The organism is Photobacterium lutimaris (assembly GCF_003025555.1).
In the GTDB taxonomy this organism is placed as follows: Bacteria; Pseudomonadota; Gammaproteobacteria; order Enterobacterales; family Vibrionaceae; genus Photobacterium; species Photobacterium lutimaris.
In genome coordinates this window covers 304,586-331,022 of record NZ_PYMH01000003.1, presented here as the reverse complement: position 1 = coordinate 331,022, position 26,437 = coordinate 304,586, and the positions used below count along the sequence as shown (strand labels likewise).

22 protein-coding genes and 1 tRNA gene are annotated in these 26,437 nt (G+C 44.5%); 8 read left to right on the top strand and 15 right to left on the bottom strand.

The window, feature by feature from the left end:
- Positions 1 to 48 precede the first annotated feature (48 nt).
- From C9I99_RS10470 to C9I99_RS10460, 3 genes are all read right to left on the bottom strand, one after another.
- Positions 49 to 894: an ABC transporter gene (locus C9I99_RS10470; RefSeq protein ID WP_107348813.1), complete on the bottom strand. Its 846-nt coding sequence runs from the start codon at positions 892 to 894 to the stop codon at positions 49 to 51.
- The gene (locus tag C9I99_RS10465; RefSeq protein ID WP_107348812.1) at positions 891 to 1,745 is read right to left on the bottom strand and encodes an ABC transporter ATP-binding protein; all 855 of its coding nucleotides are present in this window, start codon (positions 1,743 to 1,745) and stop codon (positions 891 to 893) included. Before C9I99_RS10465 ends, C9I99_RS10470 begins: the two co-directional genes overlap by 4 nt.
- 331 nt (positions 1,746 to 2,076) lie before the next feature.
- A complete protein-coding gene (locus tag C9I99_RS10460) occupies positions 2,077 to 2,406 on the bottom strand; it encodes a hypothetical protein (protein ID WP_107348811.1) in 330 nt (109 codons plus the stop codon).
- Between the two features lie 744 nt (positions 2,407 to 3,150).
- Between C9I99_RS10460 and C9I99_RS10455 the strand changes: the two genes are divergently transcribed.
- From C9I99_RS10455 to C9I99_RS10445, 3 genes are all read left to right on the top strand, one after another.
- Positions 3,151 to 3,227: transfer RNA gene (locus C9I99_RS10455), tRNA-Pro, on the top strand.
- Positions 3,228 to 3,559: 332 nt separating this feature from the next.
- A complete protein-coding gene (locus tag C9I99_RS10450) occupies positions 3,560 to 4,237 on the top strand; it encodes a SanA/YdcF family protein (RefSeq protein WP_107348810.1) in 678 nt (225 codons plus the stop codon).
- A 536-nt stretch (positions 4,238 to 4,773) separates the two neighbouring features.
- The gene (locus C9I99_RS10445; RefSeq protein ID WP_107348809.1) at positions 4,774 to 6,144 is read left to right on the top strand and encodes an SLC13 family permease; all 1,371 of its coding nucleotides are present in this window, start codon (positions 4,774 to 4,776) and stop codon (positions 6,142 to 6,144) included.
- 104 nt (positions 6,145 to 6,248) lie between these two features.
- Here the strand turns inward: C9I99_RS10445 and C9I99_RS10440 are convergent, their stop codons facing one another.
- The gene (locus tag C9I99_RS10440) at positions 6,249 to 7,232 is read right to left on the bottom strand and encodes a Gfo/Idh/MocA family protein (RefSeq protein WP_107348808.1); all 984 of its coding nucleotides are present in this window, start codon (positions 7,230 to 7,232) and stop codon (positions 6,249 to 6,251) included.
- A gap of 190 nt (positions 7,233 to 7,422) precedes the next feature.
- Here C9I99_RS10440 and C9I99_RS10435 point away from each other — a divergent pair, with 190 nt between their 5' ends.
- Positions 7,423 to 8,493, top strand: a complete 1,071-nt coding sequence (locus C9I99_RS10435; protein WP_107348807.1) for a ketoacyl-ACP synthase III — start codon at positions 7,423 to 7,425, stop codon at positions 8,491 to 8,493.
- A 49-nt stretch (positions 8,494 to 8,542) separates the two neighbouring features.
- On the opposite strand, the gene C9I99_RS10430 is transcribed toward C9I99_RS10435, so the two are convergent.
- From C9I99_RS10430 to C9I99_RS10395, 8 genes are all read right to left on the bottom strand, one after another.
- On the bottom strand, positions 8,543 to 9,715 hold the full coding sequence (locus tag C9I99_RS10430; RefSeq protein ID WP_243734487.1) for a GGDEF domain-containing protein: 1,173 nt from the start codon (positions 9,713 to 9,715) through the stop codon (positions 8,543 to 8,545).
- Between the two features lie 386 nt (positions 9,716 to 10,101).
- The gene (locus C9I99_RS10425) at positions 10,102 to 11,349 is read right to left on the bottom strand and encodes a DEAD/DEAH box helicase (protein WP_107348805.1); all 1,248 of its coding nucleotides are present in this window, start codon (positions 11,347 to 11,349) and stop codon (positions 10,102 to 10,104) included.
- A 147-nt stretch (positions 11,350 to 11,496) separates the two neighbouring features.
- The gene (gene nagK, locus C9I99_RS10420) at positions 11,497 to 12,405 is read right to left on the bottom strand and encodes an N-acetylglucosamine kinase (protein WP_107348804.1); all 909 of its coding nucleotides are present in this window, start codon (positions 12,403 to 12,405) and stop codon (positions 11,497 to 11,499) included.
- Positions 12,406 to 12,581: 176 nt separating this feature from the next.
- Positions 12,582 to 13,304, bottom strand: a complete 723-nt coding sequence (locus C9I99_RS10415) for a tRNA-uridine aminocarboxypropyltransferase (RefSeq protein WP_107348803.1) — start codon at positions 13,302 to 13,304, stop codon at positions 12,582 to 12,584.
- Between the two features lie 76 nt (positions 13,305 to 13,380).
- Positions 13,381 to 15,420 (bottom strand): methyl-accepting chemotaxis protein, encoded by a 2,040-nt coding sequence (locus C9I99_RS10410; protein WP_107348802.1) that lies wholly within the window; start codon positions 15,418 to 15,420, stop codon positions 13,381 to 13,383.
- Positions 15,421 to 15,722: 302 nt separating this feature from the next.
- A complete protein-coding gene (locus C9I99_RS10405) occupies positions 15,723 to 16,061 on the bottom strand; it encodes a DUF3802 family protein (protein ID WP_107348801.1) in 339 nt (112 codons plus the stop codon).
- Between the two features lie 161 nt (positions 16,062 to 16,222).
- The gene (locus C9I99_RS10400; protein ID WP_107348800.1) at positions 16,223 to 17,215 is read right to left on the bottom strand and encodes a sensor domain-containing diguanylate cyclase; all 993 of its coding nucleotides are present in this window, start codon (positions 17,213 to 17,215) and stop codon (positions 16,223 to 16,225) included.
- Positions 17,212 to 18,213, bottom strand: coding sequence for a response regulator (locus C9I99_RS10395; RefSeq protein ID WP_107348855.1), 1,002 nt, complete (start codon positions 18,211 to 18,213; stop codon positions 17,212 to 17,214). Before C9I99_RS10395 ends, C9I99_RS10400 begins: the two co-directional genes overlap by 4 nt.
- A 252-nt stretch (positions 18,214 to 18,465) precedes the next feature.
- Here C9I99_RS10395 and C9I99_RS10390 point away from each other — a divergent pair, with 252 nt between their 5' ends.
- From C9I99_RS10390 to C9I99_RS10380, 3 genes are all read left to right on the top strand, one after another.
- Entirely contained in the window at positions 18,466 to 18,825 is a 360-nt protein-coding gene (locus tag C9I99_RS10390) for a glutathione S-transferase N-terminal domain-containing protein (protein ID WP_107348799.1), read from the top strand.
- Positions 18,826 to 18,965: 140 nt separating this feature from the next.
- A complete protein-coding gene (locus tag C9I99_RS10385) occupies positions 18,966 to 19,646 on the top strand; it encodes a DUF3334 family protein (RefSeq protein ID WP_107348798.1) in 681 nt (226 codons plus the stop codon).
- A 133-nt stretch (positions 19,647 to 19,779) separates the two neighbouring features.
- Entirely contained in the window at positions 19,780 to 20,898 is a 1,119-nt protein-coding gene (locus C9I99_RS10380; protein WP_107348797.1) for a ParB/Srx family N-terminal domain-containing protein, read from the top strand.
- Positions 20,899 to 20,962: 64 nt separating this feature from the next.
- Here C9I99_RS10380 and C9I99_RS10375 read toward each other — a convergent pair whose 3' ends face one another.
- Together C9I99_RS10375 and C9I99_RS10370 are read right to left on the bottom strand one after the other, a co-directional pair.
- Entirely contained in the window at positions 20,963 to 21,415 is a 453-nt protein-coding gene (locus C9I99_RS10375) for a YaiI/YqxD family protein (protein WP_107348796.1), read from the bottom strand.
- Between the two features lie 130 nt (positions 21,416 to 21,545).
- Complete coding sequence (locus tag C9I99_RS10370) at positions 21,546 to 23,141, bottom strand: ABC-F family ATPase (RefSeq protein ID WP_107348854.1); 1,596 nt, start codon at positions 23,139 to 23,141, stop codon at positions 21,546 to 21,548.
- Positions 23,142 to 23,874: 733 nt separating this feature from the next.
- On the opposite strand from C9I99_RS10370, the gene dcuC reads away from it, so the two are divergent.
- Positions 23,875 to 25,239: a C4-dicarboxylate transporter DcuC gene (dcuC, locus tag C9I99_RS10365; protein ID WP_107348795.1), complete on the top strand. Its 1,365-nt coding sequence runs from the start codon at positions 23,875 to 23,877 to the stop codon at positions 25,237 to 25,239.
- A 91-nt stretch (positions 25,240 to 25,330) separates the two neighbouring features.
- On the opposite strand, the gene tdh is transcribed toward dcuC, so the two are convergent.
- Positions 25,331 to 26,362, bottom strand: coding sequence for an L-threonine 3-dehydrogenase (tdh, locus tag C9I99_RS10360; RefSeq protein WP_107348794.1), 1,032 nt, complete (start codon positions 26,360 to 26,362; stop codon positions 25,331 to 25,333).
- Positions 26,363 to 26,437 lie beyond the last annotated feature (75 nt).

The window sequence follows — 26,437 nt, the reverse complement described above, 5'->3', positions numbered from 1 at the left end:
ACATTCTCCGTTTTTTTATGTGCGCTATTTATACGTGGTTTCCTGCGGCTACATCATACGTAACATATCATCGCGCCCTCTTAGCCAACAGCACATCAAGTACAAAGCAGCACCAATACACATCATCACTAGGTGTGAAATAAAACCGAACTCAGCAAAAACAACATACGCTGATGAGCCGGTCAAAATTGAAAATGGCAAACCATAGATTTCTGATAGTACCGCACCAGCTTCGCTCGACCCTGTTGCCTGAAACATGGCAATTTTAAACAGGATCACCGTCAGAATAGCCGCAAGCAATGGGTACCTGGTTAATTGCGACAAAGCCATAAGACCAGCTCCAATCGGGAAAAGTGCAATACTCATCAAGGCCAAGCGACCAACAAATTCAAACCAATGGCCGATGAGATTCACCACAGAGATCCCCCAGCTCACCATCATTTCTTGCGGTAGCCACACTGTCGCCATTATCCAAACTATAAAATCAGCCGCTATCATTAAGGCCGCAGCAATCAGCGGAATGACAACGAGCGCAAAAACCAATTTAACAGCGATAGCCTGATGATCTGAAACGGGCATCGAACGCCAAAATAGCAAGCTGCCCTCTTGTTTCTCTTTACGTAACGTCTTCGGTACATAGATAAAAAACAAAACAAGGTAAACAATACCGGCAACCACTTCATTAAGCTTGCCGACTAAGCCAGCAAACGTTCCTTGCGCGATTCCCCAGTCAATTATTCCCTGACCACTTGACTGCACAGTAAAAGAAGCATTATCCCCTTTCATTACGAAGGCAAAATTAATAATGGCAAAAGCCAGCAACAGCAGTGGTAGGCGAATCACAATACGATGCTCAATCAGCTCTTTTTCAAGTAATGTTAACCAAGCTTTCATACTTCCTCCTGCTGCAAGGCAATGAACACTTCAGACAAAGAAGGCTCACTGACTTCCCCTATCGACGACAGCTTTTCACCTTTTACATTTTCATAAATATATATCGAGCCTTTTACACCCTGCTGTATATATAAGGGCCTTGCCGCGTCGGCTTGTCGCTTGTTTTCTTCGTTCACAGTCACCTTATGAAAACGGCCTTTGAGCTCGTCAACAGCACCATGCATAACCGCTTTACCTTTCTTAAGGATTAGCAAATCAGTTAACAGGTGTGAGACCTCATCAACCTCATGACTCGCAATAATCATCGAACGCTCACCTTGCTTGAGCCAATCAACCAACTGGTTGTAGAAACGCTCCCTGAACATCAAGTCCAAACCAAGCGTTGGCTCATCCAAAATGAGCAAACGGACATCAGCAGACATGACTAACGCTAAATGCAACTGCACCTTCATACCTTTCGAAAGGCGGCCAATTTTGGTTGATAGCTGAATATCAGTTTGTGCTAAATATTTTTTTGCGCGCTCAAGATCAAAGTTAGGATGGACGCCTGCACTGTATTTTACGATTTGTTTTACTGTCATCCATTCCGGAAGCACGGCGACGTCAGAAAGGTATGCTAAGTCACGAACAATCTTTACCCGCTCTTTTCTTGGTTCAAGACCAAAAACATTTAATGTACCGTCATATTCATGTGCGCCCAGCAAACATTTTATAAGCGATGACTTTCCAGCACCATTATGCCCTAGGATGCCTAGCACCTGCCCCGGGGAAATTGAAAAATTAATCCCCATCAGCGCGCGGAATTTACCATAGCTTTTACCAAGCTGATATGCATTTACCAACGTATCCACTATTTAACCTTTTTATCTTTTCGTCCATTTCTACATAAGCATACTATCAGGTTCGCAATAGCCCTAATACACTTTGTTGTGCATAATATTAGATACGGGTATGTGGTATTATTTACAATAATAAAGGCAGGTGGGTACTGTGGATATATGACATAAAGAATGTGCCAACCCAGCGATTGGCACATTAAAGAGGTATACTGAGCTCACCCTAAGTGTGGTAGAGTGAGGATATCCGAAACATTGCTATGTTCGGAGCATTACTGTACCAGCCCTATAACATGCAAATTACACGCAGGCTAATATCGACAATTAACAAGTTTGAAAAGCGGTTTTATTCTTCGACTTTCCCAACGAGCTCGTCAGGTTCAACGCCGTCTTTTTCCATAAGAGCTAGAATCTCCATCATTCGAACTTGACGGGCTTCTTCTTTAAACTCATGGAGAACAGCAATAAGGTTGTTAATTTTGTGCAACGGCATACGTTTAATCACAGCCTTTTGACGACCTGGGACTTCATCTGCAAAATCGATAAGTACCTGGCGGTAGTCAACACGCTCTTCTTTTGTTATAACACCTGTTTTTGTATCAACTTTTACAGTTTTAGCTTCAACGCTATTAAGCATTGCTGATAACGCTTTTTCAGCAGCTGCAAAGTTATCCATCAATATTACCTCTTAAATTGAATATCATACATTAAAGCCAATGTTTAATAATTGGGTCATTCAAGCTGTTTAGTGATGATATGCAAATAACATTCAAATGATTTTACCTTGCATCAAGAGCAAGAAATTCTTTTCATATTGAACCACAATCAATGCAGCACATAGGTTGTCAGAAGCAATGAGTGGCAATCGTTAGGAACTACAAAGGGTAGATGCGATGATAATACCTCGAGTAAGGATCCTTGTGAACATAAATTTAAGGAAATTATCAAATATTCAGCAAACAGCAGGGTTTTCCTGCTTATAGACAGTGTGGACTAGGGAGAACACTTTAGCAAATTAATCCACATAGGCCTTTTTTATATTTATCCATTTCTACATCCAAATAGCTCTCGCTAAACAATATATACCCAAGCAAACATCCAGGCGATGGGCTCAGCGAGAATACTTGGATGGTCGCGAGTACCCATCAGTCCTCCCCACCTTCAGGTTCCCGCCATTACGTCCATAACCGTTTCAAATAACCTCGAAAGAGGCTTACTTGCCATTTCGCGATTTCCCTTGAACTAAACCCATGGATGATGCTCTGATTCCAGGAACCAAAATCATTGAGGTATCGGTAAATTTAAAAGTAATAATGAGAGGCAGGTATTATTTTCAAACATTTGCCCTATTGCTTTATGGCCATCGTACTGTAAAATTCACACTGTTAATAGCTAACACAATGAATATAAAGCCTTTTGGCGGACATTAGCGCAGTTTGGTAGCGCACTACTCTGGGGGAGTAGGGGTCGCTGGTTCAAATCCAGTATGTCCGACCAAAAAGCTTTATCCTGCCCATAGCCGCAGCACTGTCAACACAACTTCTTCATGAAGGGTCTATTCTACGCTGATTTAACACAACATATTCAATGAATTAGGTTAAACTACCCCAGCCTACTGTTTATGGTATTTATACCAGAGCCAAGTAAAATACTCGTACGTTGATTTTTTATGTCAAGCCGAGGTATCTTCAACGATTAGGCGTATCATTACATTGTTTTCAGCACTCTTAGCAATACAAGGGATATAACAAGCACATGCTTTTTTTCGTTAGCCAGCTGCATACTCTACCTCTGGCTCTATTATCAGTCAGTCAACAATCCAAAATGCTATGAAGCTATTGAATGTTTTACGTTTTTCTGCCATCGGCTGCATTCTGATCATTTCGTGCATTTTGTTGATCGATCGTTGGTTCTCCGATCAAGCTTCGCCACGTATCTTTGATAACACCCAAACGACCCCTTCCCGCTCTGTTGGCCTAGTGCTAGGTACCAGCAAGTATATCGCTAAATCACTCAACCCTTATTACCAGTATCGAATAGATGCCGCTAAGCAATTATATAAAGAAGGGAAAATCAATATTTTGCTGCTCAGTGGTGATAACGCCCATCGTTCATACAACGAACCGTGGACCATGAAGCGCGATTTGCTTAAAGCCGGTATACCTGACCAAGACATCGTACTGGATTATGCCGGGTTCCGGACTTTAGATTCAGTAGTCAGGGCAAAAAGTGTTTTCGATGCTAACCATTTTGTCATTATTACCCAGCGCTTTCACTGTGAACGAGCGCTGTTTATCGCAGATCGCAATGAAATCGATGCAATTTGCCTTGCCGTTCCTGAGCCCAAGGGCATGGCCGGATTAAAAATCCGCACACGAGAAGTTCTTGCTAGAATCAAGGCGATTATCGATGTCTATATTCTAGATATGCAACCCAAGTTTTCTGGCCCTAAAGAGCCGATAGAAAAAGAAGTCCTTGAGTTTGAAGGCCCTTACCTTCCGAAATAAGCGTAATCAGAGACTAATGCAATTATTTGGTAATCGATGGCTTAGGGGCAGGCTGAGACTGACTGCCCTTTGGCGTATTATCAAACGACTTAATAAACTTTGCCCTTACATTGCGCACATGCAACTGGGCATCCTGCCTAATGCGCTTTTGAATCCCTTGCTGTTTCATATTACCTGCCAAAATTAAACAATTATCCTTCATATTGCGTTGGAATATGATACATCTAGCATAGGAACGGGAAAATAGGCATAGAGTGCCACGACTTGTCATTTAGAGCGATATCACAGACTGCAGCAACTTTCGCTCAGTTCCGCGCCACTATCGTAATATACTGGCTGATCCTCATTATAAAATGGGTGATTTTATACACATTCCCACTTTATAGCCTCACACTTCAGTCAATCCAAACGCCAAGCGACCAACAAATAGACACACCTCTATTAACAAACCAAAAACAACTGTTAACATTCATCTCGAGTCAACTTAATGCAAAAGATTGCACTAAATAACTATAATCAGATGAAAGGAAACAACGATGACAGCCTTGACGATGACACTACGCAAGTGGCTGTTTGACCGGAACAGTATTATTCTTCTGGCAGACATAGCCCTCTTTACCCTACTTTTTAACACCCTACCTTTTGAAAAAGACGTGGTCGTTGGTCTTAGTATTCTTGCTTTTGTTGCGGTACTTTGGCTGACTGAAGCTGTCCACGTTAGTATTACCGCTATCTTGGTCCCTATCCTTGCTGTCGGCTTCGATATCTTTCCTACACCAGCAGCGCTAAGTAATTTCGCCAACCCGATCATCTTCCTCTTTCTAGGGGGATTTGCTCTTGCAGCAGCACTACACAAACAAGAACTAGACAAAGCAATTGCAGATAAAGTATTGATGATTGCACAAGGACGCATGTCAGTCGCTGTCTTCATGCTCTTTGGCGTTTCAGCGGTACTATCCATGTGGATCAGTAACACGGCAACAACAGCGATGATGCTTCCATTGGTACTGGGTGTATTAAATAAAGTTAATGCCAAGAGCGAACGCAGCACTTATGTTTTCGTACTGCTTGGTATCGCCTACTGTGCGAGTATCGGTGGTATAGCGACGGTAGTCGGTAGCCCACCTAACGCTATCGCGGCAGCAGAAGTGGGGCTGAGTTTTACTGAGTGGATGGCATTTGGCCTTCCAGCATCCATTGTATTGCTACCGATAACAGTTGCTCTGCTTTACTTTATGCTAAAGCCAAACCTTAACCACACCTTTGAGCTTGACCACAAACCTGTTGAATGGAACAACAGCAAACTCGCGACATTGGTCATTTTCGCTATCACTGTTACGCTGTGGATTTTAAGCAAGCCAATCAACGGTATGCTTGGTGGGCTCAAAAGCTTTGATACGCTAGTCGCTCTCTCCGCCATCGTTATGCTTGGTGTATCTCGCGTGGTACAGTGGAAAGACATCGAAAAATCAACGGACTGGGGTGTATTACTTCTGTTTGGTGGTGGTATTTGCCTGAGTAATATCCTAAAAGCCACTGGCACCAGTGTCTTCCTAGCGCACAGCCTGAGTGGTTTCCTAGAGCAAGCAGGCCTATTCTTCACTATCTTGGTCATTGCTGGCTTCGTGGTCTTCCTCACCGAGTTCGCCAGTAACACCGCAAGTGCAGCGCTATTGGTACCAGTGTTTGCAACTGTCGCCGAGGCGCTAGGCGTTTCACCGGTTATTCTATCTGCCTTAATTGCCGTTGCTGCTTCTTGTGCATTCATGCTACCTGTTGCGACGCCCCCGAATGCCATTGTGTTTGGTTCTGGACACATCAAACAGTCCGACATGATGAAGGTCGGTATATATTTGAACGTGCTTTGCATCGGGGTACTTTCTGCCCTTGCCTACCTGTTCTGGTAATCAAACTTAAATAAAAAAGGGTGGTCCTATGACCACCCTTTTTCATTCTTACTCAATTGAGAAGAAAACTTATACTAATCTGGATAAATAATTTAAGTCGATGATTATGACTGCTCATCTGCCGGAAAACGCACCCCTAAAATAGCTCGGGCTTGCGTAGTAATCGCACTGACTATCTGAGTGCGAATAAGCCCTTCATGGCTAACGCTACCCTCGCTATACAATCGAGCAAATTCTTCAGCTTCATAGCGCATTGCATTTTCATCTTGCTCTACGGTTAAATCAACCACGGGTTCATCTCGACGACATAACTTCACACTATGGCACTCTGAAATAAAATCAATCAGTAGCGTGCCCTGCTCACCTTGGATCTCGCTAGCAATGAAACCATCACTGACTTTTGAATGAGCTATAGTGGCATCAAATTCCGGGTAGTGCAGTACCAATGTACCGTGAGCATCTACGCCTGAATCTAACAAGCTCCCCTGCGCTGTCATGCTGTTCGGCTCGCCAAACAAGCTAATAGCACTACTGAGAGGATATACACCAATATCCATTAAAGAGCCGTTTGAAAAGACCGGATTAAATGTGTTTGGGTTCTCGCCATCTAAATATTTCTGATATCGAGAGGAATATTGGCAATAAGAAAAATAGACTTTACGTAAACGCCCCAGCTTAGGCAGTGCTTTTTTAATGACCTCAAAATTAGGTACATAGATTGCTTTCATCGCTTCGAATAACAATACCTGATGCTCTGCCGCAAGCTCGACCAACTCTTGAACGTCAGTAATATTGGAGGCTAACGGCTTTTCACCAATGACATGCTTACCGGCTTTGATAAAAACTTTTGCCTGCGATGCATGTAATGAATTAGGGCTGGCAATGTATACCGCATCAATGACATCACTGTTTGCCAGTTCGTCTAACGAGTCATAACATTTTACTGGCTCATACTTGCTTGCAAAGTCCGACGCTTTTTCCAGTGTTCGAGAATAAACCGCCGTTAGTTGGTAATGGCCGGTTGATAATGCTGCGTTAATAAAGCGATCGGTGATCCAGTTTGTACCGATTACACCCAAACGAATCATTGGCTATTTCCTTGTGGTTATTGATTATATACCCAAGCAACTTCAAGACCTTACTTAGGTATACACAGTTTACCAAATACTCATAGTGCACATAACTACAATATCTTCATGTAAACAAACCCTAAGCCTTGTGTTAACAGTCAGTTATGGTTTACTTTGGTTTAGTCGAATAATAATTACGAGTGACGCTATGTATTATGCGGAAATTACCGGATGGGGGAAGTGCCTCCCTCCTACGGAGCTCAGTAATGATGAGCTTAGTCAATTTGTTGATACGTCAGATGAATGGATTCGAACTCGTACAGGTATCGAGTCCAGACGAATTAGCCATGTGAATACCTCAGATCTGGCTCGTGTTGCTGGAGCTCGGGCACTTGCAGCTGCTGGGGTCGATGCATCTGAGTTGGATCTAATCATTATTGCAACTTGCTCGCCAGACACCCTAGTGCCAAATATCGCGTCTAAAGTGCAGCTCGATCTGGGGGCAACGAAAGCAGCCGCCTTTGATATGAATGCGGCCTGCACCGGGTTTCTGTATGGTCTGGAAACGGCAACCAAAATGATTCAAGCAGGTAACTATCAGCATGTTCTGGTTGTTGGCGCTGAACGCCTTTCATGGTATCTCGACTGGAGCCAGCGCGACACTGCCGTACTATTTGGTGACGGAGCTGGTGCTGCAGTCTTAAGCCGTTCAACGCAACATTCGGGGCTACTTGATGCACAATTAGGGTGTGACCCTGAAGGAAGAGATGTTCTTGCCATCCCCGAATTTGGTACGGCAATGGATCGTTTCAACCCTGACGCTGGGCATTTTGCCTTTAATTTTGTAGGCAGAGAAATCTTCCGCCGCGCGGTGCGTGGTATGGGTACCGCTGCGAATACCGTATTACAGCGAGCTAATTTAACCCAAGACGATATTGATGTTGTCATTCCCCACCAAGCAAACCAACGCATAATTGAAGCGCTGTGCGACCATGCGGGTATCCCACAGGACAAAGCCTTTATAAATATCCACAAGTACGGCAATACATCGGCGGCCACTGTGCCTATCGCACTATGCGAAGCCGTTGAACAAGGACGAATAAAAGCTGGTGATACCATTTTATCGGCCGCATTCGGAGCAGGCCTGACTTGGGGAGCTGCAGTCATTAAATGGGGACAACGTGTCACCCCCGTTAACAAGACGGATATCGAGCTGCCAGAGTGCCACCAAACGGCGACTGAATTACTAGAGAACGCCATCAAACACTGTAAAAAATGACCATAGATAAAACCAGCAACAAGGTTGCTGGTTTTATCTAACTATGCCGCTATACCGTCGCTTCCTCTACCCTATTCCTTCCCTGCTTTTTCGCCTTATACAACGCACTGTCGGCTCGCTGGATAAAGTCCTCGATGTCCTCTCCGGGAATATACTCGGTCACACCGACACTACAGGTAATATAGAGCCCATTCGCCCATTGATAACTTTCAACAATCATCCTGACCATCTCAGCAAACTCCTTCGCTCCTCGAAGGTTGGTTGCAGGGCAAAAAATAATGAATTCTTCTCCCCCCCAACGTACGACAACGTCGGTTTTTCGGGAGCGTAAGTTCAATACCCTACCGAACTCTTTCAATACCTCATCACCACCGTGGTGCCCCAAAGAATCATTGATCTTCTTGAAAAAATCGATATCGATATAGACCATCGACAAAGCGTGGCAGTTTCGTTGCGAAAAATCCACGATATCCCTTAACCAACAGTCCACGGCATGACGGTTTTGTGTCCCCGTCAGGTTATCGGTATAAGCCAGTTCCTTAAATGCTAAAGACTCTTGATAAAGATGCTGGTTAGCTTGTTTGAGGTACTCTGATTTTGCCACCATTTCACTCACCTGCTCGGCAAGGCGCCGCCGCTCATTAATGAGGAAATAGATGGCAGCAAAACCCCACATCAATATGTTGAGCCGTAACAAAGTCGCTTCCGACAACCAGTGGCCATAAAATACCAAGCGATTGAGCCGGATAGCGTAATTTGCAGGCTTGATATAACTTCCTGTCGCAATTTCTATTTGAACTATATTGTCAAATTGCGGACCAGCATTTTCAATTGGCACTTCATAATCAGCGATCCACCAAGATAATACCTGATACGACTTGAGTGGAATAACTTTCATACCATTACCTACGCCAGGTGCGTACTCAATGGCATTAAATTTATAGGATACGGGATCATCTTCAGTGGAGTATTCTGGGTCGAAGTTACGCAAATAGATACGAAGACGCTCATCGTCGTTCAAGCTGTAGTAATCGACATCAATACCGATTGAATGATATGAAGATAAATCTAACCCATGAAAGTTGTCATCTAATGCCAGTGATATCTCACAAAATGGCCATTTACCCTTAGCACCGATTTCGCAATTGAGTGCAATAGACTCGCCATCAAAATCAATACTTGATTGGCTATTACCGTCTTGCGCACTATCGTCAATACTCACATATGCTGCGTTCCTTGCATTGATACTCAGTTCCTTATCAAACCCACCGACGTAATGAAGAAGAAAAGTTAACAATGAAAACGTTAGCAGAAAATAAGCCGCTACTCGTACACGTCGTCTTAATTTGTCCACGGAATACCTACGACTACGAATGATCAAGCATACCCATTACGGATAACAACATGCTTGTGACAAACACAATAAGGCACACTAGCAGATGAAGTTGCCTTTACCAATAACCTAAATTATCAATGCAAAATAATAACTTAAAACAACGTATCCAGCCACGACATTACGCTTGCAACCTAAGTAAAGTTCCCTTGATGACACAAAAAAGCACCACGATAAGTGATGCTTATTTTTCGAATAAAATATATTCTCTTTCGCTATTTCCGAGCGCTGTGGCGACCTCGGTTCTTATGTATATGCGATTTCGCCTTAGCTCGGCGTTTGTCACTTGAACGTCCTCGACGACGATTTTCAGGTGGTTCAATCGTAGGGTCCGGTTCATACCCTTCTAGCCACTGCTGTGGCAGCCGTGTATCAAGTAACTCTTCAATTGCCCGCAGCGCCCATTCTTCATCAAGGCTCATCAGAGATATCGCATGGCCTGTTTGCCCCGCTCGGCCGGTACGGCCTATACGGTGCACATAATCTTCGGCTTTGAACGGCATTTCGTAATTGATGACATACTCCAGCTGCTCAATATCGAGACCGCGGGCAGCGACATCAGTGGCAACCAGTACCCTTGCTTTACCTGACTTAAAGTCTTCCAATGCGCGCTGGCGTGCGCCCTGGCTCTTATCACCATTGATGGATACCGCTTTGATGCCATCTTTACCAAGCTCTTTGGCCAGTTCATCCGATCCCTGCTTGGTTTTGGTGAACACCAGTACTTGCTGCCAGTTGCGTGAACCAATTAAGTAAGCCAGCAGTTCACTTTTGCGGTGTTTATCGACCGGATAGACCATTTGCTCAACCGTTACTGCGGTACTGTTGCTTGGTGTCACTTCGATCAGTTTGGGATCATCCAGAATATCAAAAGCCAGCTTTTTGACCTGCTTGCCAAATGTTGCGGAGAAGAATGAGGTCTGACGCTCAACCTGCATGCGCTTAAGAATACGCTTGATATCATCAATAAAGCCCATATCCAACATACGATCGGCTTCATCTAGAACCAGGTAGCTGCTCTTGCGGAGATCAACAGTGCGTACATGCGCATGATCAAGCAAGCGTCCCGGCGTCGCGACAAGAATATCAACGCCAGACTCCAACGCTTTGACCTGCACTTTCATGCTGGTTCCACCATAGGCAACAGCAACCTTTAGCGGTGTGTTCTTTGCGTACACACTCAAGCTATCGAATACTTGCTGTGCTAGCTCCCGGGTTGGCGTCAAGATCAAAGCCTTAACCTGCTTTGCTTCAACTGCCGTTCCACTTTCCAATAAGCGGTGGATAAGCGGAAGACCGAACGCAGCAGTCTTTCCTGTCCCCGTTTGAGCACCGGCCAACACATCGTGGCCTGCTAATATTTCGGGGATAGCCTGAAGCTGTACTGGTGTTGGCTGCTCAAAACCGAGTGATGACACATTTTCGACGAGTTGGTTATTCAACCCCAGCGATTGGAAAGACATGCAAAATACCGACAATTTTCAAAAGAAGCGGGATTCTAGCAAAAAAGCAATGAAAGTGTGAAACGATAAAAAAAAACACCGCAATGCGGTGCTTTTGAATTAACGAATAGTAACGACAGTTTATACCCAAATAACGGGGTATATGTATTACTTTATATTCAGGAATGCTGCACCGCGAACACCGCCAGAATCACCGTGCTTTGCTTTGATAATCTTAGGGCACTTGGCCACAGACAGCAGATACTTAGGAATACGCTTTGGCATCTCTTCGTAAATCAACTCAAAGTTAGAAAGGCCGCCGCCAAGTGCCACGACATGTGGGTCAGTGGCAGTAAATAGGTTTGCAAAACAAATAGCAAGTAGCTCCATAAAGCGCTCCACATGCTCAACAGCCTTTGCTTCACCGTCTGCATGCGCTTTGATGATCTCAACCGCTTTCTTCTCTTCACCGTAGTAATGCGCATAAAGAAGCTCGAAACCACGGCCTGACAAATAGCTATCTAAACAACCTTTCTTGTCACAACCACAGCCGAGCAGCGGTGCATTATCACCTAGATGGAACCATGCATCGAGTGGTAGTCGGGTATGGCCCACTTCACCAGCAACGTGGTTTCGGCCAGAGAACACCTTACCTTCGTAGATAAAACCACCACCAAAGCCTGTGCCTAGGATTAGGCCTAATACAGAAGGCTCATCCTGCAGATCTTCATCCCAAGCTTCAGACAATGCAAAACAGTTTGCATCGTTTTCAATTTTGACCGTACGACCAATTTTCGCTTCAAGATCTTTACGTAGCGGCTTGCCTTTTGCCGCTGGTACGTTAACCGTGAGAACTGTACCGTCATCGGCATCTTCCATTCCCGGCAGGCCTAAACCGATAGTGCCCTCGCAACCATATTCTGCATCATATTTATTGACCAGACTTGCGATAGTCTCAACTAACAGCTCATAGTCGCCGGTCGGGGTTGGCACACGTTCAGTGGCAACACGCTCAAGTTGTTCGTTAAACGCACCAAACTCAATTTTGGTTCCACCCACATCAAAGCCGTAGTACATCCTGCACTCCCAAAAATAGTAAAAAAACCAAACTGAAAAAATTATCCACATATCTACACCTACAGACTGTGACGAGGTGCAGGTTTAGCGGGGATCTATGGTGCTATCTATCGCGTTTGCTGAAAGAAACATCAAAATGCTGCATTATTCAGAGAATATGTGTAATCAACTCGCGACTAGACGTAACTTCCCATGTATTTATGTAACTGGCTGATGGCATTATCATCCGGTAACACGCGGTTCATCTTACCGGTCATGTAGTTCTCACGGAAAACATCGAACCACAGATCCAATACATCGGCATTCTTCTGTTCACCAAATAAGTCAACAATACGAGCCGCAACTTCAGCAGTTCCTAACTGATTTTCCTTTGAGGCTTCACGTACCTTGTAGCGCGACGGCTTTTCTGGGTTAATCGACAATACCGGAAATTGATTCAAATAAGGGCTCTTACGGAACATCTTCTTGGCTTCAGCCCAACTGCCATCAAGCATAATAAACAGTGGTCGTTTGCCCGATTCAATCTCCACTCGCTCAGCAACACGTTCTGGGGCTGCGTATTCCGCGGGAAATACTACATAGGGTTGCCACTGCGGGTCTTTCACCAATGCAAGCATCTCTGGATTAGGCTCTGTCCGGGACCAAATATAGGCATAGGTATCTTCAAACAAGTCAGCGATCAAACGGCCGGTATTACTTGGCTTTAGGACCTCATCATCATACATCACCAACAGAAAGGCAGCGTTGGACGAAATGCTAGGCTTGCTGGAGCAAATACACAAATGTTTGCGTAACATACAGAATAAGCAGCGCTCTACTTTACCGCCGCGGGCAAGGAACGGACGAGTAGAGCGAGCAAGACGCTCATCATATAACTTGTGGACAGCATGGATACGCATTACAGCTTTACCTAAATACAAAAAACGCCAGCATTCTACTGGCGTTTGTATACCCAAGCTAGTTCAAAATACACTTTTAGGGCTGCAGTCGGTACTTAGCCAGCAAGTCTTGCTGCTTGTGTGCTACATCCGAGACCCTACCAGCCTGTTCCACCAGCGTCTTAAGTTCTCGACTATTTGTTTGAGCTTTCAATGACACCAGCTCAACACTGTGGCCCACTTCAATGGATGCATTTTCCTGCTGCTGGGTTGCAGCAGCAATCGCGATCACCTTATCACTGATACTCACAACCATCGATTTGATTTGGTAAATTGAAGCCTGAACTTCACTACTTAACTCAATTGATGATGTCATCTCTTTCCGGCTTACCACCATCGCATCATTCACCTCTTTTGCTGCTTGGTGAAGCTCGCTAATAGTGGTACGGATCGAAGCGGTTTGCATATTGGTTTCGCTGGCGAGTTTACGCACTTCATCAGCAACGACAGCAAACCCTTTACCCTGCTCACCCGCGCGTGCAGCTTCAATCGCTGCATTCAGAGCCAACAGGTTGGTGTTATCAGCAATAGCACTGATCAACGCAACAACTTCGGTAATTTTATCGACATGGCTATCCAGCTCTTTCATCCGCGTTTCATTAACGGCAAACCGTTCGTCCAGCATACGCAGACGAGACGTACTTTCATCGATAATATCTACCCCCTGTTGGGCCATATCGTTCGCTTGCTTAGCTTCTTGTTCTGACTCGTACGTACTGACAACGATCTCTTTGATTGACACTTCAAGCTGAGTGATCGCAGTCGCGATAGCCGTCAGCTCATCGCTTTGATCTTTAATTGCAATACGAGATTGCGAGGCTGCCTTCTGGCTGGTTTCTGAAGCCGCACTTAACTGATAGCTATTATCAACCAACTGACCTAACGTTTGACTATTATTGCGGTTAGATTGGTTGAGTAATGTTCCCAACATGGCAAATTCTTTCGGTGCATCTTGCGTTGCCATGACCGTTAAATCGCCATGACTCGTCGCCTTGACGACCCGATCAATCCTTTGCAGTGAACGCTTTACTGAATGGCTGATCCAGCCACTGGAAACGACAGCAACAATCAAACCAGCAATACTGAATGTAATGAATAATGCCATTGCCTTTTCACTGGCTTGTATTACCCCCGCCTCACCTTGTTCAATTAACCGGTTGGCACCATCGGTCAGCGTACTAATTTGGTCAGCCATTGACGCGATTTGTTCCTGAGCATCCTGCACTTTGCCTGCCTGGTCCTCTTGCAGCGCCAAGGTACGCAACTGCAAGGCGACAATACCAGAATCCTCAAACAACTCTTTCACCATAGTCAACGGGACAAGAATACTGGTGTACTCTGAGATATTCGCGTCAATACGGTTCATTTCCCGCCACGCATAGTTCATTCCCGATAGGTTTGTACTTTGTAGGCTGCGTACAAACCCTTCGGCCGTCGACAGATCTTGCTCCATCATCAACGCCATTAAGTGAGTGGTCATTTCCAATGAATGGTTGACGAAATTGCTAACGTGATTAATCCCCTCCAGATTATTGGCGAAAACTTCCGTACCAACGCGATTCATTTCAGTCCTGACCGATGACACGGCATAGTTCATCATCGCCTTATCTGATTCGATCTCGCTTTGATTAACCAGGATATCTTGTTGAGATTGGTAAAGAGTAGCCGCGGCCTCCCCAACAAGTTCAGCTTGAGTGGCCAGTGTACGAATATCATTGCTCAACCATCCGAGTTGATTTTGTTCGGCTAGCCGTCGCAGTTCGCTCAAGGCCATGCTCATTGTCTGTTGCTCTTCATTGAACGCTTGGTGGGCAATATCAAGCTCTTCAACAGATGAACTATTAATCATTTCACTAAGATGCCGAGCTGACTGTAAGGAGGCCCGAACGATGACACTGCTATTCATGGTTACAGGTAATGCTTGATGACTCAGCAACTCAAATTCTTGTGCGACGTTTTTTAAGCCATTATTCCCGAAGTAAGAAAGTAAACCGCCCGTTGCTACCAATAATAGAAAGACAATTTGAATTGAGGCAACGATGGAAAGACGCGTTTTGGCACGCTTTGGGGTTTTCATGCTGATCATATCCCTGATTGAGTTCAGCCATTATCGTGGGGTTACATGCCAGCCCAACGACAGATACGTAATGGTTTCATCTCGTTATTTCATATAATTGGGGGCGGACATCTTGGAGGCAAACTTACTTAATAAATATGACAATTAGATTTCAATGATCATTTTCATTATTAATAACAATGGATATAACAATAAATACCGTCTTAAATACCCGTTGATACTCAGGGGGAATGGACTTGACGCAGAGCAGAAATAAAAAAAGCAGCTATATGCTGCTTTTGTTCGCTTATCGACTTATCGACTTATCGACTTATCGCACTGTCAAAAAGGTTTTTGACAAGTCCAACATAATCTTCGAGAAAACGCACTTGCTCATTGGTTGGACAGCGGCTCCAAGCACCGGCAAGTACCTCACTTAAGTCTTCCATCACCGCATCGGCTTCTTGCATTAGCTTGAAACGGAAATCAGCCTCCAGATCAGGATTTTGCGAAAAAACGGTCATCAAATTGGTTGCGATCATATCTGTTACTACGTCTTCAACCGTCTCTTCACAGCCTTCAGCTTCTGCATTTTCAAACAGAGAAAGGTGCTCTGTAAAATACTCAATAAGCGCGTGATAACCTTCAGATTCTACAACCATAATCCTATCTACTCTTCCGTTGATTCTTGACTCACGTTTACAGCTATCGTTTAAACGACACACCATGGTTATCGATAATAGCTTAAGCGCAAATTTGAAGGGTATTTTATGACAAAACAGGCTGATAATATAGGTAAAAATATCATTCTCACCCTAAGCTTCTATGAGATTCCGCGCATAGCGGCACATTGTTCCGTCGTTGACTGGTAGAGTGTACAGCGGTTTCGTCCTTGCCGTTTTGATTGATATAGAGCACTATCGGCGCATTCCAGCCATTGTTCATAAGAATTCATCCAAGAAGCCCACTCACAAATACCTAAACTTATCGTTACTCGAATATCCCGTACATCCACCTTCACGAGCGACTCTTGTATTCGGTTCCGCAATCGGTGGGTAAAATACTGGGCTAATTCAGCCGTTGTTCCTGGCAGGATCACACCAAACTCCTCGCCTCCGTACCGACCTGCAATGTCAGACTGACGTTTTGCTTTTTTCAATAAACTGGATATCGATTTAATTACTGCATCACCGGCGACATGGCCAAAAGTATCATTTACCTTTTTAAAATGATCAATATCGAACATCACCAAACTAGCCACACTCTGACTATGGCGACAATGGTCAAACTCATTGGACAAACATGATTCCCAGTGGCCGCGGTTATGCAGTTGGGTTAACTTGTCCGTGATGCTCAAATGAGTAAGCTGTGCATTGCTTTCCCTTAGATGGGTTTTACTTCTCGCAATATCTGATACATCGGTAATCGTTAAACAAATATGCCGATATTCACCGTCAAGCGCCTTGAGCGGAGTCAGCGTCATGTTTTGATACATGGCAGCCATCCCTCCCGTCACCGGGCTGAAATTGATGAAGTGAAATATATAGGGTCTATCTTCCCAACAGCTAAAAGAGCGCGTGCCGAGCTTAAATGTGGACTGAATTTTGTTTTTTAGCCATTCCTGCGGTAAATCCGGTATGACCTCAAATATATTTTCGCCCATAATTTGATCAGCACTGATCCCACTATAAGCCTTCATGAAAGTATTCCACGTCATCACGCGGTACTCCCTATCAAGCATAACGACTCCCGCATCAATATTATCGATTAACTGCGCGGTAAGGTGGAAATCAGATAAGCTCTCGGGATAATTCACGATAGGGTCTCCATAAAACGTCTGATAACTTGCGTTGAGTTATTATCCATCATCAGCAACACATCACAGGCCATGTCCAGGTTTTCAGATTGGTAACTGTACTCAATGGTAAAGAGCTCATTATTCGCTGTATCACTCACACCTCTGACCATGTATTCTTCAAGGCAAATCGGTTGCCGAATAGAAAACGGAATATTCATCTGTTCAGACAACGACACCAAAAAGGAAGACACCATTAAATTAGCAATGTCAGTCATGACTTCGCTGTATTTATCGTCGAACGAGCTAAACCCCAACCTTTTACCAAACAAAGTAATATCTTGACCATAAAGGCACACCAATGCTTCGCCATGAATACCGCCCCCCACAAACCGTTGGGCAATAGGCGTTGAGTCTGTACGCTGGATCTGATTGCTAATCATCATTTCCAAATCCCCTGCCCCCAACATCGCTACATTGGGCACTGGCATAGTGATGAACTCACCACAGTGATCGGAAATAATGGCTGCACCTTTACCTAAAGCAATATTGGCGACTTCTTTAAACTGATTAAGGTAATCATTTTCATCAGCACAGTTACTCGGATCGTGCTCGTATGTTAGGGACAAAGGCTGCGCTTTTTTATCAAAAGCAATCCCCAGTTTCTTCAAGGTGGCAGATAGCTGTGATCGAGAGAAAGGTTTGGCAAGAAAGTAATTCGCTCCAGCATCAACACAACGCTCTATCGCTTGCTGTTGTACATCAGCAGAAAGCACAATCGTTTTTGTCGGATACAAATTAACAGGCAGTTGCTGTAACACACCAAAGCCATCTAATACCGGCATAGTCAAATCAAGGAACATCACATCAATATCGTTTTTAGCCAGACAATCCAAAGCCAGCTTACCGTTATCAGCGAAGTACAAAGTAACGTCGCCGAATTCACGGAAAAACTTTTGCATTGCTCGGTGTACGAGCCGTGAGTCATCACAAATTAATACTGTTTTGTTATATGACACCAAGATATGACCTAGATTGCTTACCAACGCTAATAATGATAACGCCTTTAGCTGAATTTTATATTTTTTGGCATGATTAAATTATCCACTTAGTGACATGGATCGACTTTTATGAAGATAGGTGGATATATACAATTCAATAATTTAGCGAGAATCTAACACATTACATATTAGCCGTTACATTCGTGTGGTTTTTTGCATTTTGATTAACAGGTATGATTGAACACCACTATCTCACAAGGACATATCACAATGAAAATTATTCGCCTGATCCTTGGCAAGCTCATCCTATTGCTCAACGCTATTTTTTCTCCAAAGCCCCAACAACGCGCTCAAGAAGATCAGCAACGAATAAACCAAGCACTAGAATCGATGGCCCTATATCAATTCGAAACGTGCCCATTTTGTGTCAAAGTACGTCGTGCCGCAAAAAAAATGAACCTTCCGCTAGAAACCGTAGATGCTAAGCAACCTGACAACGAACAAGCATTACTCAATGGCGGCGGTAAACGCAAAGTGCCTTGCCTGCGAATTGAGAACGAGTCAGGTGAAGTAACATGGATGTATGAATCCAATGATATCATCCACTACCTCGAGCAGCGCTTCACATAGTCTTTGGCCTTGCCTGCGACAAGAATGTAAAGGCTTATGGGTAAAAAAGTGAACTACGTCAATCCCCTAAGCCATTTCCTGTGCAATTCTTCGCTTTTAATGCCACACTCCCGTTCTTTTCCTTGAAACACTAAAACTAAATGAAAAAAACCAAAGTCATCACTACCGACGATATTCTCCTAAAGCTATGCCAATCCTTTTCATCTGTACTGACAGCCGCCACAGATAGCCCAGTCAGTTACTCGGCAATGGTACAAAAGATCAATAAAACTAGCCTGAAGCCTGATATCGGGTGTTTTGTTCTGTTTGATGGTGGCTTTACTGGACTTGTTGTCACCAACTTTTCGCATCAAGCTGCGTTAGAGCTCTACCAAGATTATATGCTCAAAATGGGCATGTCAGCTGACGATCTCGCCATCCACCATTCCTCAGATGAAGTGGCTGATGTACTTGGTGAGCTTATGAACCAGGTTGTCGGCGATTTCACTAGAAAAATCCGCCGTGAGTTGCAAGTTTCAATTACTCAGAACCAACCCAAAATGTTGGCCCTGAATAAACAGATACTGTTATCCGTCGATACGAATCTTGATCGTCCTCAGGCCCGACGAGTCAGTTTTACGACGGAGAAAAATAATATTTTCTATTTGGAGCTGGCTATGGACAAAACAGAGTTCATCCAGCTGGAAGAGTTTGACCAACATGAAGAGTGTGATCCGGACCGAATCATCGAGGCGGCACAACAAGGCTCTCGTAACCCCTCTAATCCAGTCTCAGCAGCGACCGATGTCGACCTCGACCTGCTTGACGAGCTTGGCATCTAACCACTTTCTGTCAGCTTCATATGGTGCACCAGCAGGCAACGTAGCCTGCGGTGCCTCGTCCACTCACCGATGAAACAAATAGATTGGCTCAGCTTTGCTAAACTGTTGTAAAAAATGGTTAGAGGCTGTGTTTATGTATCGTCAGCGTTTTTGCTCTCTTATTCTTGGTGCAATCATATGTACCCCTTTTCCAACGCACGCAGAAAAGGTCAATTACAGCGAGCTCGAAAACGGCGACACGATTACTGTCACTCTAGATCAATTGCTGCCAACCCAAGCGGTTCTAGACTATGACCAAATCTATGCCAATCTTCAGCGCTATAAAGCTGATTTAAAAAACATGTACAACGATCTGTGTCGGTTAAATGGTGCCAAAGCAGTAAAGAAATGGGATGACAATTCCATGCCGACAGACCCTGAGACTTACCAGTGTTCGGGTAAGACGGCGCAGAACAAGGAGATGTTAAGCACCGTGGTCGTTGGCCCTGAAGAAGGCGCCCTCTACCTGACAGAAGGGCTAACCCTACTTTCAACATTTTGGGGGATGCCCAATGGCGGCACCAGCGTTCCTATTACGGTCAAAGTAAACCATAACCTACTAGGATCTGGTGATGACTTCTGGGCAGAAATGAACAACGATAACGAGGTATGGCTGGTTAATGATAAAGGGAGGGAAATAAAGCCTAAAGATCTCCCTGAATACATAGGGATGAAACAGCTTAAGCACGACAAATATCTTTCACTCGTGAGTTTTCTTAGTGGTATTAGCTATGCGCCACCGAAACCTAATGGCAAAGACAACAAAACCGCTTCCATTCCGTTCTTGGCATTAAATTGGGCGCTCGAAATCCGCCAGCATATGAAAATTTCCGAATACGATCTCAACGACCCTGAAGAGTATGCGACCGCCCTTACCGAAGCTGCCACCATCATGGTCGATCTGCCTAACGATGAAGTGATCGGCAAATCCAAACGTACTGCCATTGAAATGGGACAACTCGATTTAGTTGACAGCAAAGCGCTACAAGAGTTGGTGACAAATGAGAAGTCCTCTTTTGGTCTTGCTATGGCCTACCGCTTAGCTAAGAAAGAAAAGTCGACACCTAAAGCCATTTTAGAAGAGCAAGAAGCCGAGAAAGAAAAGAAAGATCAAGCAAAGGAGGAAAACGCAGAAAAAGCCAGTGCCGAAGAGGCTGACAACGAGGGCAGTGATGAAGATACATCAGATAATGACAGTGAGGCTAAGGAGTAACCTCACTGTTTCTCGTATTGAACACCCGTGGTGATACGCAATAAAACGCGCAAAACAACAGCGTCTACTTACGATGGTTCTTCGCCAAAAAGGCATCAAGCTTGTTGCCGAAGTTTTGCCTATCGGTCTGGTTCAGTGGCGCAGGGCCGCCGGTTTGCACACCAGAGCTTCGCATGGTTTCCATAAAGTCACGCATCTGAAGACGTTGTTTGATCGTGTCTTTAGTGTACATCTCACCACGTGGATTTAGCGCGTGGGCACCTTTAGTGATCACTTCATCAGCCAGTGGAATATCGGCGGTAATCACAAGATCGCCAGGCTCAGACTGCTGAACAATATAATTATCAGCAACATCAAATCCGGACTCAACCTGAATCGATTTGATATGCGGTGATGGCGGAACACGGATATACTGATTGGCAACCAAGGTCACAGCAACCCCTACCCGATTAGCTGCACGGAACAAAATTTCCTTAACGACATTAGGACAAGCGTCGGCATCGACCCAAATCTTCATACTTTTTCCTTTTTCTATAAAGATGAAGCACACTAATACCTATCTATATGGGTATAGTACTTCACCATCATATGTAATAAAAAGCCGCCATTTAAGGCGGCTTTTAAAAGCAAATTCAACTAAACGTTGATTAGCCAACAAGGCCTTTCTTCGCTAGGTACTCTTCATAGGTACCGTGGAAGTCTTCTACGCCATCTTTGGTAATCTCAAGGATACGCGTTGCAATCGAAGAAACAAACTGACGATCGTGAGAGACGAACAGTAGTGTGCCCTTGAAGTTTTCAAGTGCCAAATTCAATGCTTCGATAGATTCCATATCCATGTGGTTGGTTGGTTCATCCATCAGAAGGATGTTTGGTTTTTGCATGATCAGCTTACCAAACAACATACGACCCTGCTCACCACCAGAAATCACTTTTACAGACTTCTTAATGTCATTTTGTGAGAACAGCATACGACCAAGAATGCCACGAACGGTTTGCTCGTCATCACCTTCTTTTTTCCACTGACCCATCCACTCAAGCAGCGTCATATCTTCTTCAAAGTCAGCGCTATGGTCCTGAGCGTAGAAGCCAATGTTATTGTTTTCTGACCACTTAACCATACCATCCATCGGCTCCATCGCACCCGCAAGGGTGTTCAGCAGCGTCGATTTACCGATACCGTTTTCACCAATGATAGCGATACGCTCACCCACTTCAACCAGCATCTTAACGCCGTTGATAAGGATATTATCACCGTAGCCTTGCTTAAGACCTTCGACTTCCAATGCGTTACGGAAAAGCTCTTTTTCCTGATCGAAGCGGATAAACGGTGTTTGACGGCTAGATGCTTTCACTTCATCAAGCTGAATTTTATCAAGCTGCTTTTGACGCGACGTAGCTTGTTTTGCTTTTGATGCGTTAGCAGAGAAGCGGCTTACGAACGTTTGTAGTTCCGCCATTTGTGCTTTCTTCTTCGCATTATCAGAATGTAGACGTTCACGAGCTTGCTCAGCGGCGATCATGTACTCATCATAGTTACCAGAGAATAGGCGAAGTTCACCGTAGTCAAGGTCAGCCATGTGGGTACAAACACTGTTTAGGAAGTGGCGGTCGTGCGAGATGATGATCATGGTGCAGTTACGCGCCAAAAGGACCTCTTCCAGCCAGCTAATTGTATGAATATCCAAGTTGTTCGTTGGTTCATCAAGAAGCATGATTTCAGGGTCTGCAAACAAAACCTGAGCCAGAAGAACACGAACTTTCAGGCCAGGCGCAACGGCACTCATTAGGCCGAAATGTTGCTCTTCAGGAATACCAAGACCAAGTAGAAGCTCACCAGCACGCGCCTCCGCTGAGTAACCGTCCATTTCGGCGAACTCAGTCTCGAGGTCGCCAACACGCATGCCGTCTTCGTCAGACATTTCTGGCAATGCGTAAATGCGGTCGCGCTCTTCCTTTACTTTCCAAAGCTCTTTGTGACCCATAATAACGGTATCAACCACAGAGTATTCTTCGAAAGCAAACTGATCCTGACCCAACTTAGCCATACGCTCGTTTGGATCGAGTGAAACAGTACCGCCTGACTGCTCTAATTCGCCGCCAAGAATTTTCATGAACGTTGACTTACCACAGCCGTTCGCTCCGATAAGGCCATAGCGGTTACCGCCACCGAATTTAACTGAGATATTCTCAAACAGTGGCTTGTCGCCAAACTGCATCGTGATATTAGCTGTAGAAATCAATGTACTGTTCCAATAATGATGTATATCAAGCAATAAAAAAGTCGCCATAAAGACGACTTCCTCACCATGTGCCCGAAGTATAACAGGTTTTGTGAGCTTCATCACGAGTAGATTTCATTCTTCCCACCGCCCTGCGGGTGACTCTGTCGCTGAGATCGGCGACATAAAGCAACTCACTCATTTGCATAAAAAAACTGGAATATAAACTAAACCAATGAACAATATATTGTAACTTGTGATCTAATTGTTCACATCCACCAACACCAATAACAACACCACTATAAACAATACACAAGCATCATCCTTTATTGTTATTTTGTTTTTATATTATCTAAATCTTCTTATTTCTATTCACGGTTATTTCCCGATTAATTCCCAGACAAACTTTGTTACACACCTCAATATGACCTAGGTCTCAACACACATGAAGCATTTATCCTTTCAATCATCCTTTTCAGTAAAATTGATTCAGGCATTCATTACTCATAAATTAAAGTTATTGAGTTAGGTTTGTCTATTTCCTATACGTTTGCACTTCCACATCATATTTTGCAGTTAAGTCAGATGTTATGCGTGCGTTAGGAGATATGGCTCGATATGTTGCAGGAGCAATATTTGATACAGGGATGTTAAATTGAACCAATGTTGTTGATACTTTACTTTTAGCTTTATATACACATTACATAATTAGCTATCAACATTCTGTACTTATGAATATTATGTGAGATTAAATATGTTCATCCCATTGCTATCGCTACCCATCATATTTGGCGCGGGTTTTTTAATTGTAAAAAAATATAACACCCAGGCTGCACTTTTTGCCGCTGGCCTATTAATGATTTTAATTGGTGTTGTTTCAGGTAATACCGACTTCCTACCATCAGGAACAAATTCTTCCGGTGCGGTTGTTTTTGACTTTTTCCTTGTAATTAAAGCACTCTCCTCTTCAACCTTAGCCAACCTTGGTTTGATTATCATGAGTGTGGCTGGCTTTTCTAGCTATATGAACCACATCGGCGCTGCCAATGCCATGGTTCAAGTATCAACCAAGCCACTGTCGTTGATAAAAAGCCCATATGTTGTTCTCGCTTTGACATACGTCCTAGGCCAGATCATCAATATCTTCATTCCATCTGCTGTTGGCTTGGCAATGCTTCTGCTTGTTGCTATGTACCCTGTACTGGTGCGTATCGGTTGTACACCGGCATCTACCGCCGCGGTATTGGCAACAACTGCGTGTCTTGATTTAGGCCCTGCTTCAGGTAACTCGCTAAAAGCAGCTGAAGTTATCGGCATTGATGCGGCAACCTACTTTGTTAACCACCAGATGATCGTTGCCCCGGTTGTCATGGGTGTTATTGCTGTACTGCATTTCTTCTGCCAGCGTTGGTTTGACAAGAAAGATGCCGAAAAAGGTATTACCAATGAGTTGAAAGAAATCGATCAAGATATCGTAGCCGCACCGAAATGGTTTGCTATCTTGCCTATTCTTCCACTTCTGATGCTTCTGACATTCAGCAGCTTTGCCATCTCATGGATTAAGGTTGATGTTGTCACAGCAATGTTTACCAGCTTGTTCATTGCCATGGTGTGTGACTTCATTGTTAACCGTGACGGCAAAAAAGTGGCGGCGTCACTGAAAGTGTTCCTCGATGGTATGGGCAAAGCCTTTGCAAGTGTTGTCTCATTGATTATTGCCGCACAAACCTTCGTTGTTGGTTTGAGCACGATTGGCTTTATCAGCTTGCTGTTGGGTGCAACATCAACCGCAGGTCTCGGTTACCTGCCGATGATCATCGTGATGGTTACCATTATTGGTGCAACCGCTCTTCTATCTGGCTCGGGTAATGCGCCGTTCTTTAGCTTCGCGGATCTAGCGCCACAAATTGCCTCGACTTTAGGTGTATCAACGGCTGCCTTTGCACTGCCTATGCAGTTGTCCTCAGGTATCTTCCGTTCATTCTCCCCTGTCGCTGGTGTTGTTATTGCGTGTGCGGGTGTTGCTGGTATCTCACCAATTGAACTGGTTAAGCGTACTGCGATTCCAATGATGGGCGGCTTGGTTGCGCTTGTTACGATGAGTGCCATGCTGGGTTAATGCCAACTCAACTAATAATTCATAATAACTAACGTTTTATGAAACATAAAAAAACGGGCTTGAAAGCCCGTTTTTGTTTATTCGGTAAGGATTATTCCCAATCCAAGATAACCTTGCCTGACATGCCTGAGCGCATAATGTCAAAGCCTTCTTGGAAGTCATCAATCTTGTAGTGGTGAGTGATGATTGGTGTTAGATCAAGACCAGACTGAATCAAGCTTGCCATCTTGTACCATGTTTCGAACATTTCACGACCGTAGATACCTTTGATGATCAAACCTTTGAAGATCACCTGAGTCCAGTCAATGCCCATGTCTGATGGCGGAATGCCCAGAAGTGCAATCTTACCACCGTGGTTCATGCTTGTTAGCATGCTGTTGAAAGCAGATGGTACACCTGACATTTCAAGACCCACATCGAAACCTTCGGTCATGCCCAGCTCAGCCATCACATCTTCCAGTTTCTCTTCCGCCACGTTAACAGCACGGGTCACACCCATTTGACGAGCAAGATCCAAGCGGTATTCGTTCACGTCAGTGATAACAACGTGACGAGCACCAACGTGCTTAGCAACCGCTGCAGCCATGATGCCGATTGGACCAGCACCGGTGATTAGAACGTCTTCACCCACTAGGTCAAAAGACAATGCCGTGTGAACAGCGTTACCGAACGGGTCGAAGATAGACGCTAGGTCGTCAGAGATACCTTCAGGGATCTTAAATGCGTTGAACGCAGGGATCACAAGGTATTCAGCAAATGCACCTTCACGGTTGACACCAACACCGGTAGTGTTACGGCAAAGGTGAGTACGGCCGCCACGACAGTTACGGCAGTGACCACATGTGATATGGCCTTCGCCCGATACACGGTCGCCAATTTCAAAGCCACGGACTTCCTGGCCAATGCCAACAACTTCACCCACATATTCGTGACCGACAACCATAGGAACAGGAATAGTCTTTTGCGACCACTCATCCCAGTTGTAGATGTGAACATCAGTACCACAGATAGCAGTTTTCTTGATGCGAATAAGTAGATCGTTATGGCCAAGCTCTGGCTTGTCCACTTCAGTCATCCAAATGCCTTGTTCTGGCTTAAGTTTGGAAAGTGCTTTGATTTTCATTATATGTTCCTACTGCAGGGTAGATATGCAAGGGCTGATACTATGCCAGCCCTTGGCCCTTGAACTACTGGATAA

What these genes read in the sequence shown, in the direction of transcription:
- C9I99_RS10410 (WP_107348802.1), bottom strand. Translation starts at nt 15,420, where the DNA reads ATGAAAACCCCAAAGCGTGCCAAAACGCGTCTTTCCATCGTTGCCTCA.
- dcuC (WP_107348795.1), top strand. Translation starts at nt 23,875, where the DNA reads ATGTTCATCCCATTGCTATCGCTACCCATCATATTTGGCGCGGGTTTT.
- C9I99_RS10470 (WP_107348813.1), bottom strand. Translation starts at nt 894, where the DNA reads ATGAAAGCTTGGTTAACATTACTTGAAAAAGAGCTGATTGAGCATCGT.
- C9I99_RS10460 (WP_107348811.1), bottom strand. Translation starts at nt 2,406, where the DNA reads ATGGATAACTTTGCAGCTGCTGAAAAAGCGTTATCAGCAATGCTTAAT.
- C9I99_RS10415 (WP_107348803.1), bottom strand. Translation starts at nt 13,304, where the DNA reads ATGCGTATCCATGCTGTCCACAAGTTATATGATGAGCGTCTTGCTCGC.
- C9I99_RS10380 (WP_107348797.1), top strand. Translation starts at nt 19,780, where the DNA reads ATGTATCGTCAGCGTTTTTGCTCTCTTATTCTTGGTGCAATCATATGT.
- C9I99_RS10425 (WP_107348805.1), bottom strand. Translation starts at nt 11,349, where the DNA reads ATGTCTTTCCAATCGCTGGGGTTGAATAACCAACTCGTCGAAAATGTG.
- C9I99_RS10390 (WP_107348799.1), top strand. Translation starts at nt 18,466, where the DNA reads ATGAAAATTATTCGCCTGATCCTTGGCAAGCTCATCCTATTGCTCAAC.
- C9I99_RS10450 (WP_107348810.1), top strand. Translation starts at nt 3,560, where the DNA reads ATGAAGCTATTGAATGTTTTACGTTTTTCTGCCATCGGCTGCATTCTG.
- C9I99_RS10440 (WP_107348808.1), bottom strand. Translation starts at nt 7,232, where the DNA reads ATGATTCGTTTGGGTGTAATCGGTACAAACTGGATCACCGATCGCTTT.
- tdh (WP_107348794.1), bottom strand. Translation starts at nt 26,362, where the DNA reads ATGAAAATCAAAGCACTTTCCAAACTTAAGCCAGAACAAGGCATTTGG.
- C9I99_RS10445 (WP_107348809.1), top strand. Translation starts at nt 4,774, where the DNA reads ATGACAGCCTTGACGATGACACTACGCAAGTGGCTGTTTGACCGGAAC.
- nagK (WP_107348804.1), bottom strand. Translation starts at nt 12,405, where the DNA reads ATGTACTACGGCTTTGATGTGGGTGGAACCAAAATTGAGTTTGGTGCG.
- C9I99_RS10385 (WP_107348798.1), top strand. Translation starts at nt 18,966, where the DNA reads ATGAAAAAAACCAAAGTCATCACTACCGACGATATTCTCCTAAAGCTA.
- C9I99_RS10435 (WP_107348807.1), top strand. Translation starts at nt 7,423, where the DNA reads ATGTATTATGCGGAAATTACCGGATGGGGGAAGTGCCTCCCTCCTACG.
- C9I99_RS10375 (WP_107348796.1), bottom strand. Translation starts at nt 21,415, where the DNA reads ATGAAGATTTGGGTCGATGCCGACGCTTGTCCTAATGTCGTTAAGGAA.
- C9I99_RS10405 (WP_107348801.1), bottom strand. Translation starts at nt 16,061, where the DNA reads ATGGTTGTAGAATCTGAAGGTTATCACGCGCTTATTGAGTATTTTACA.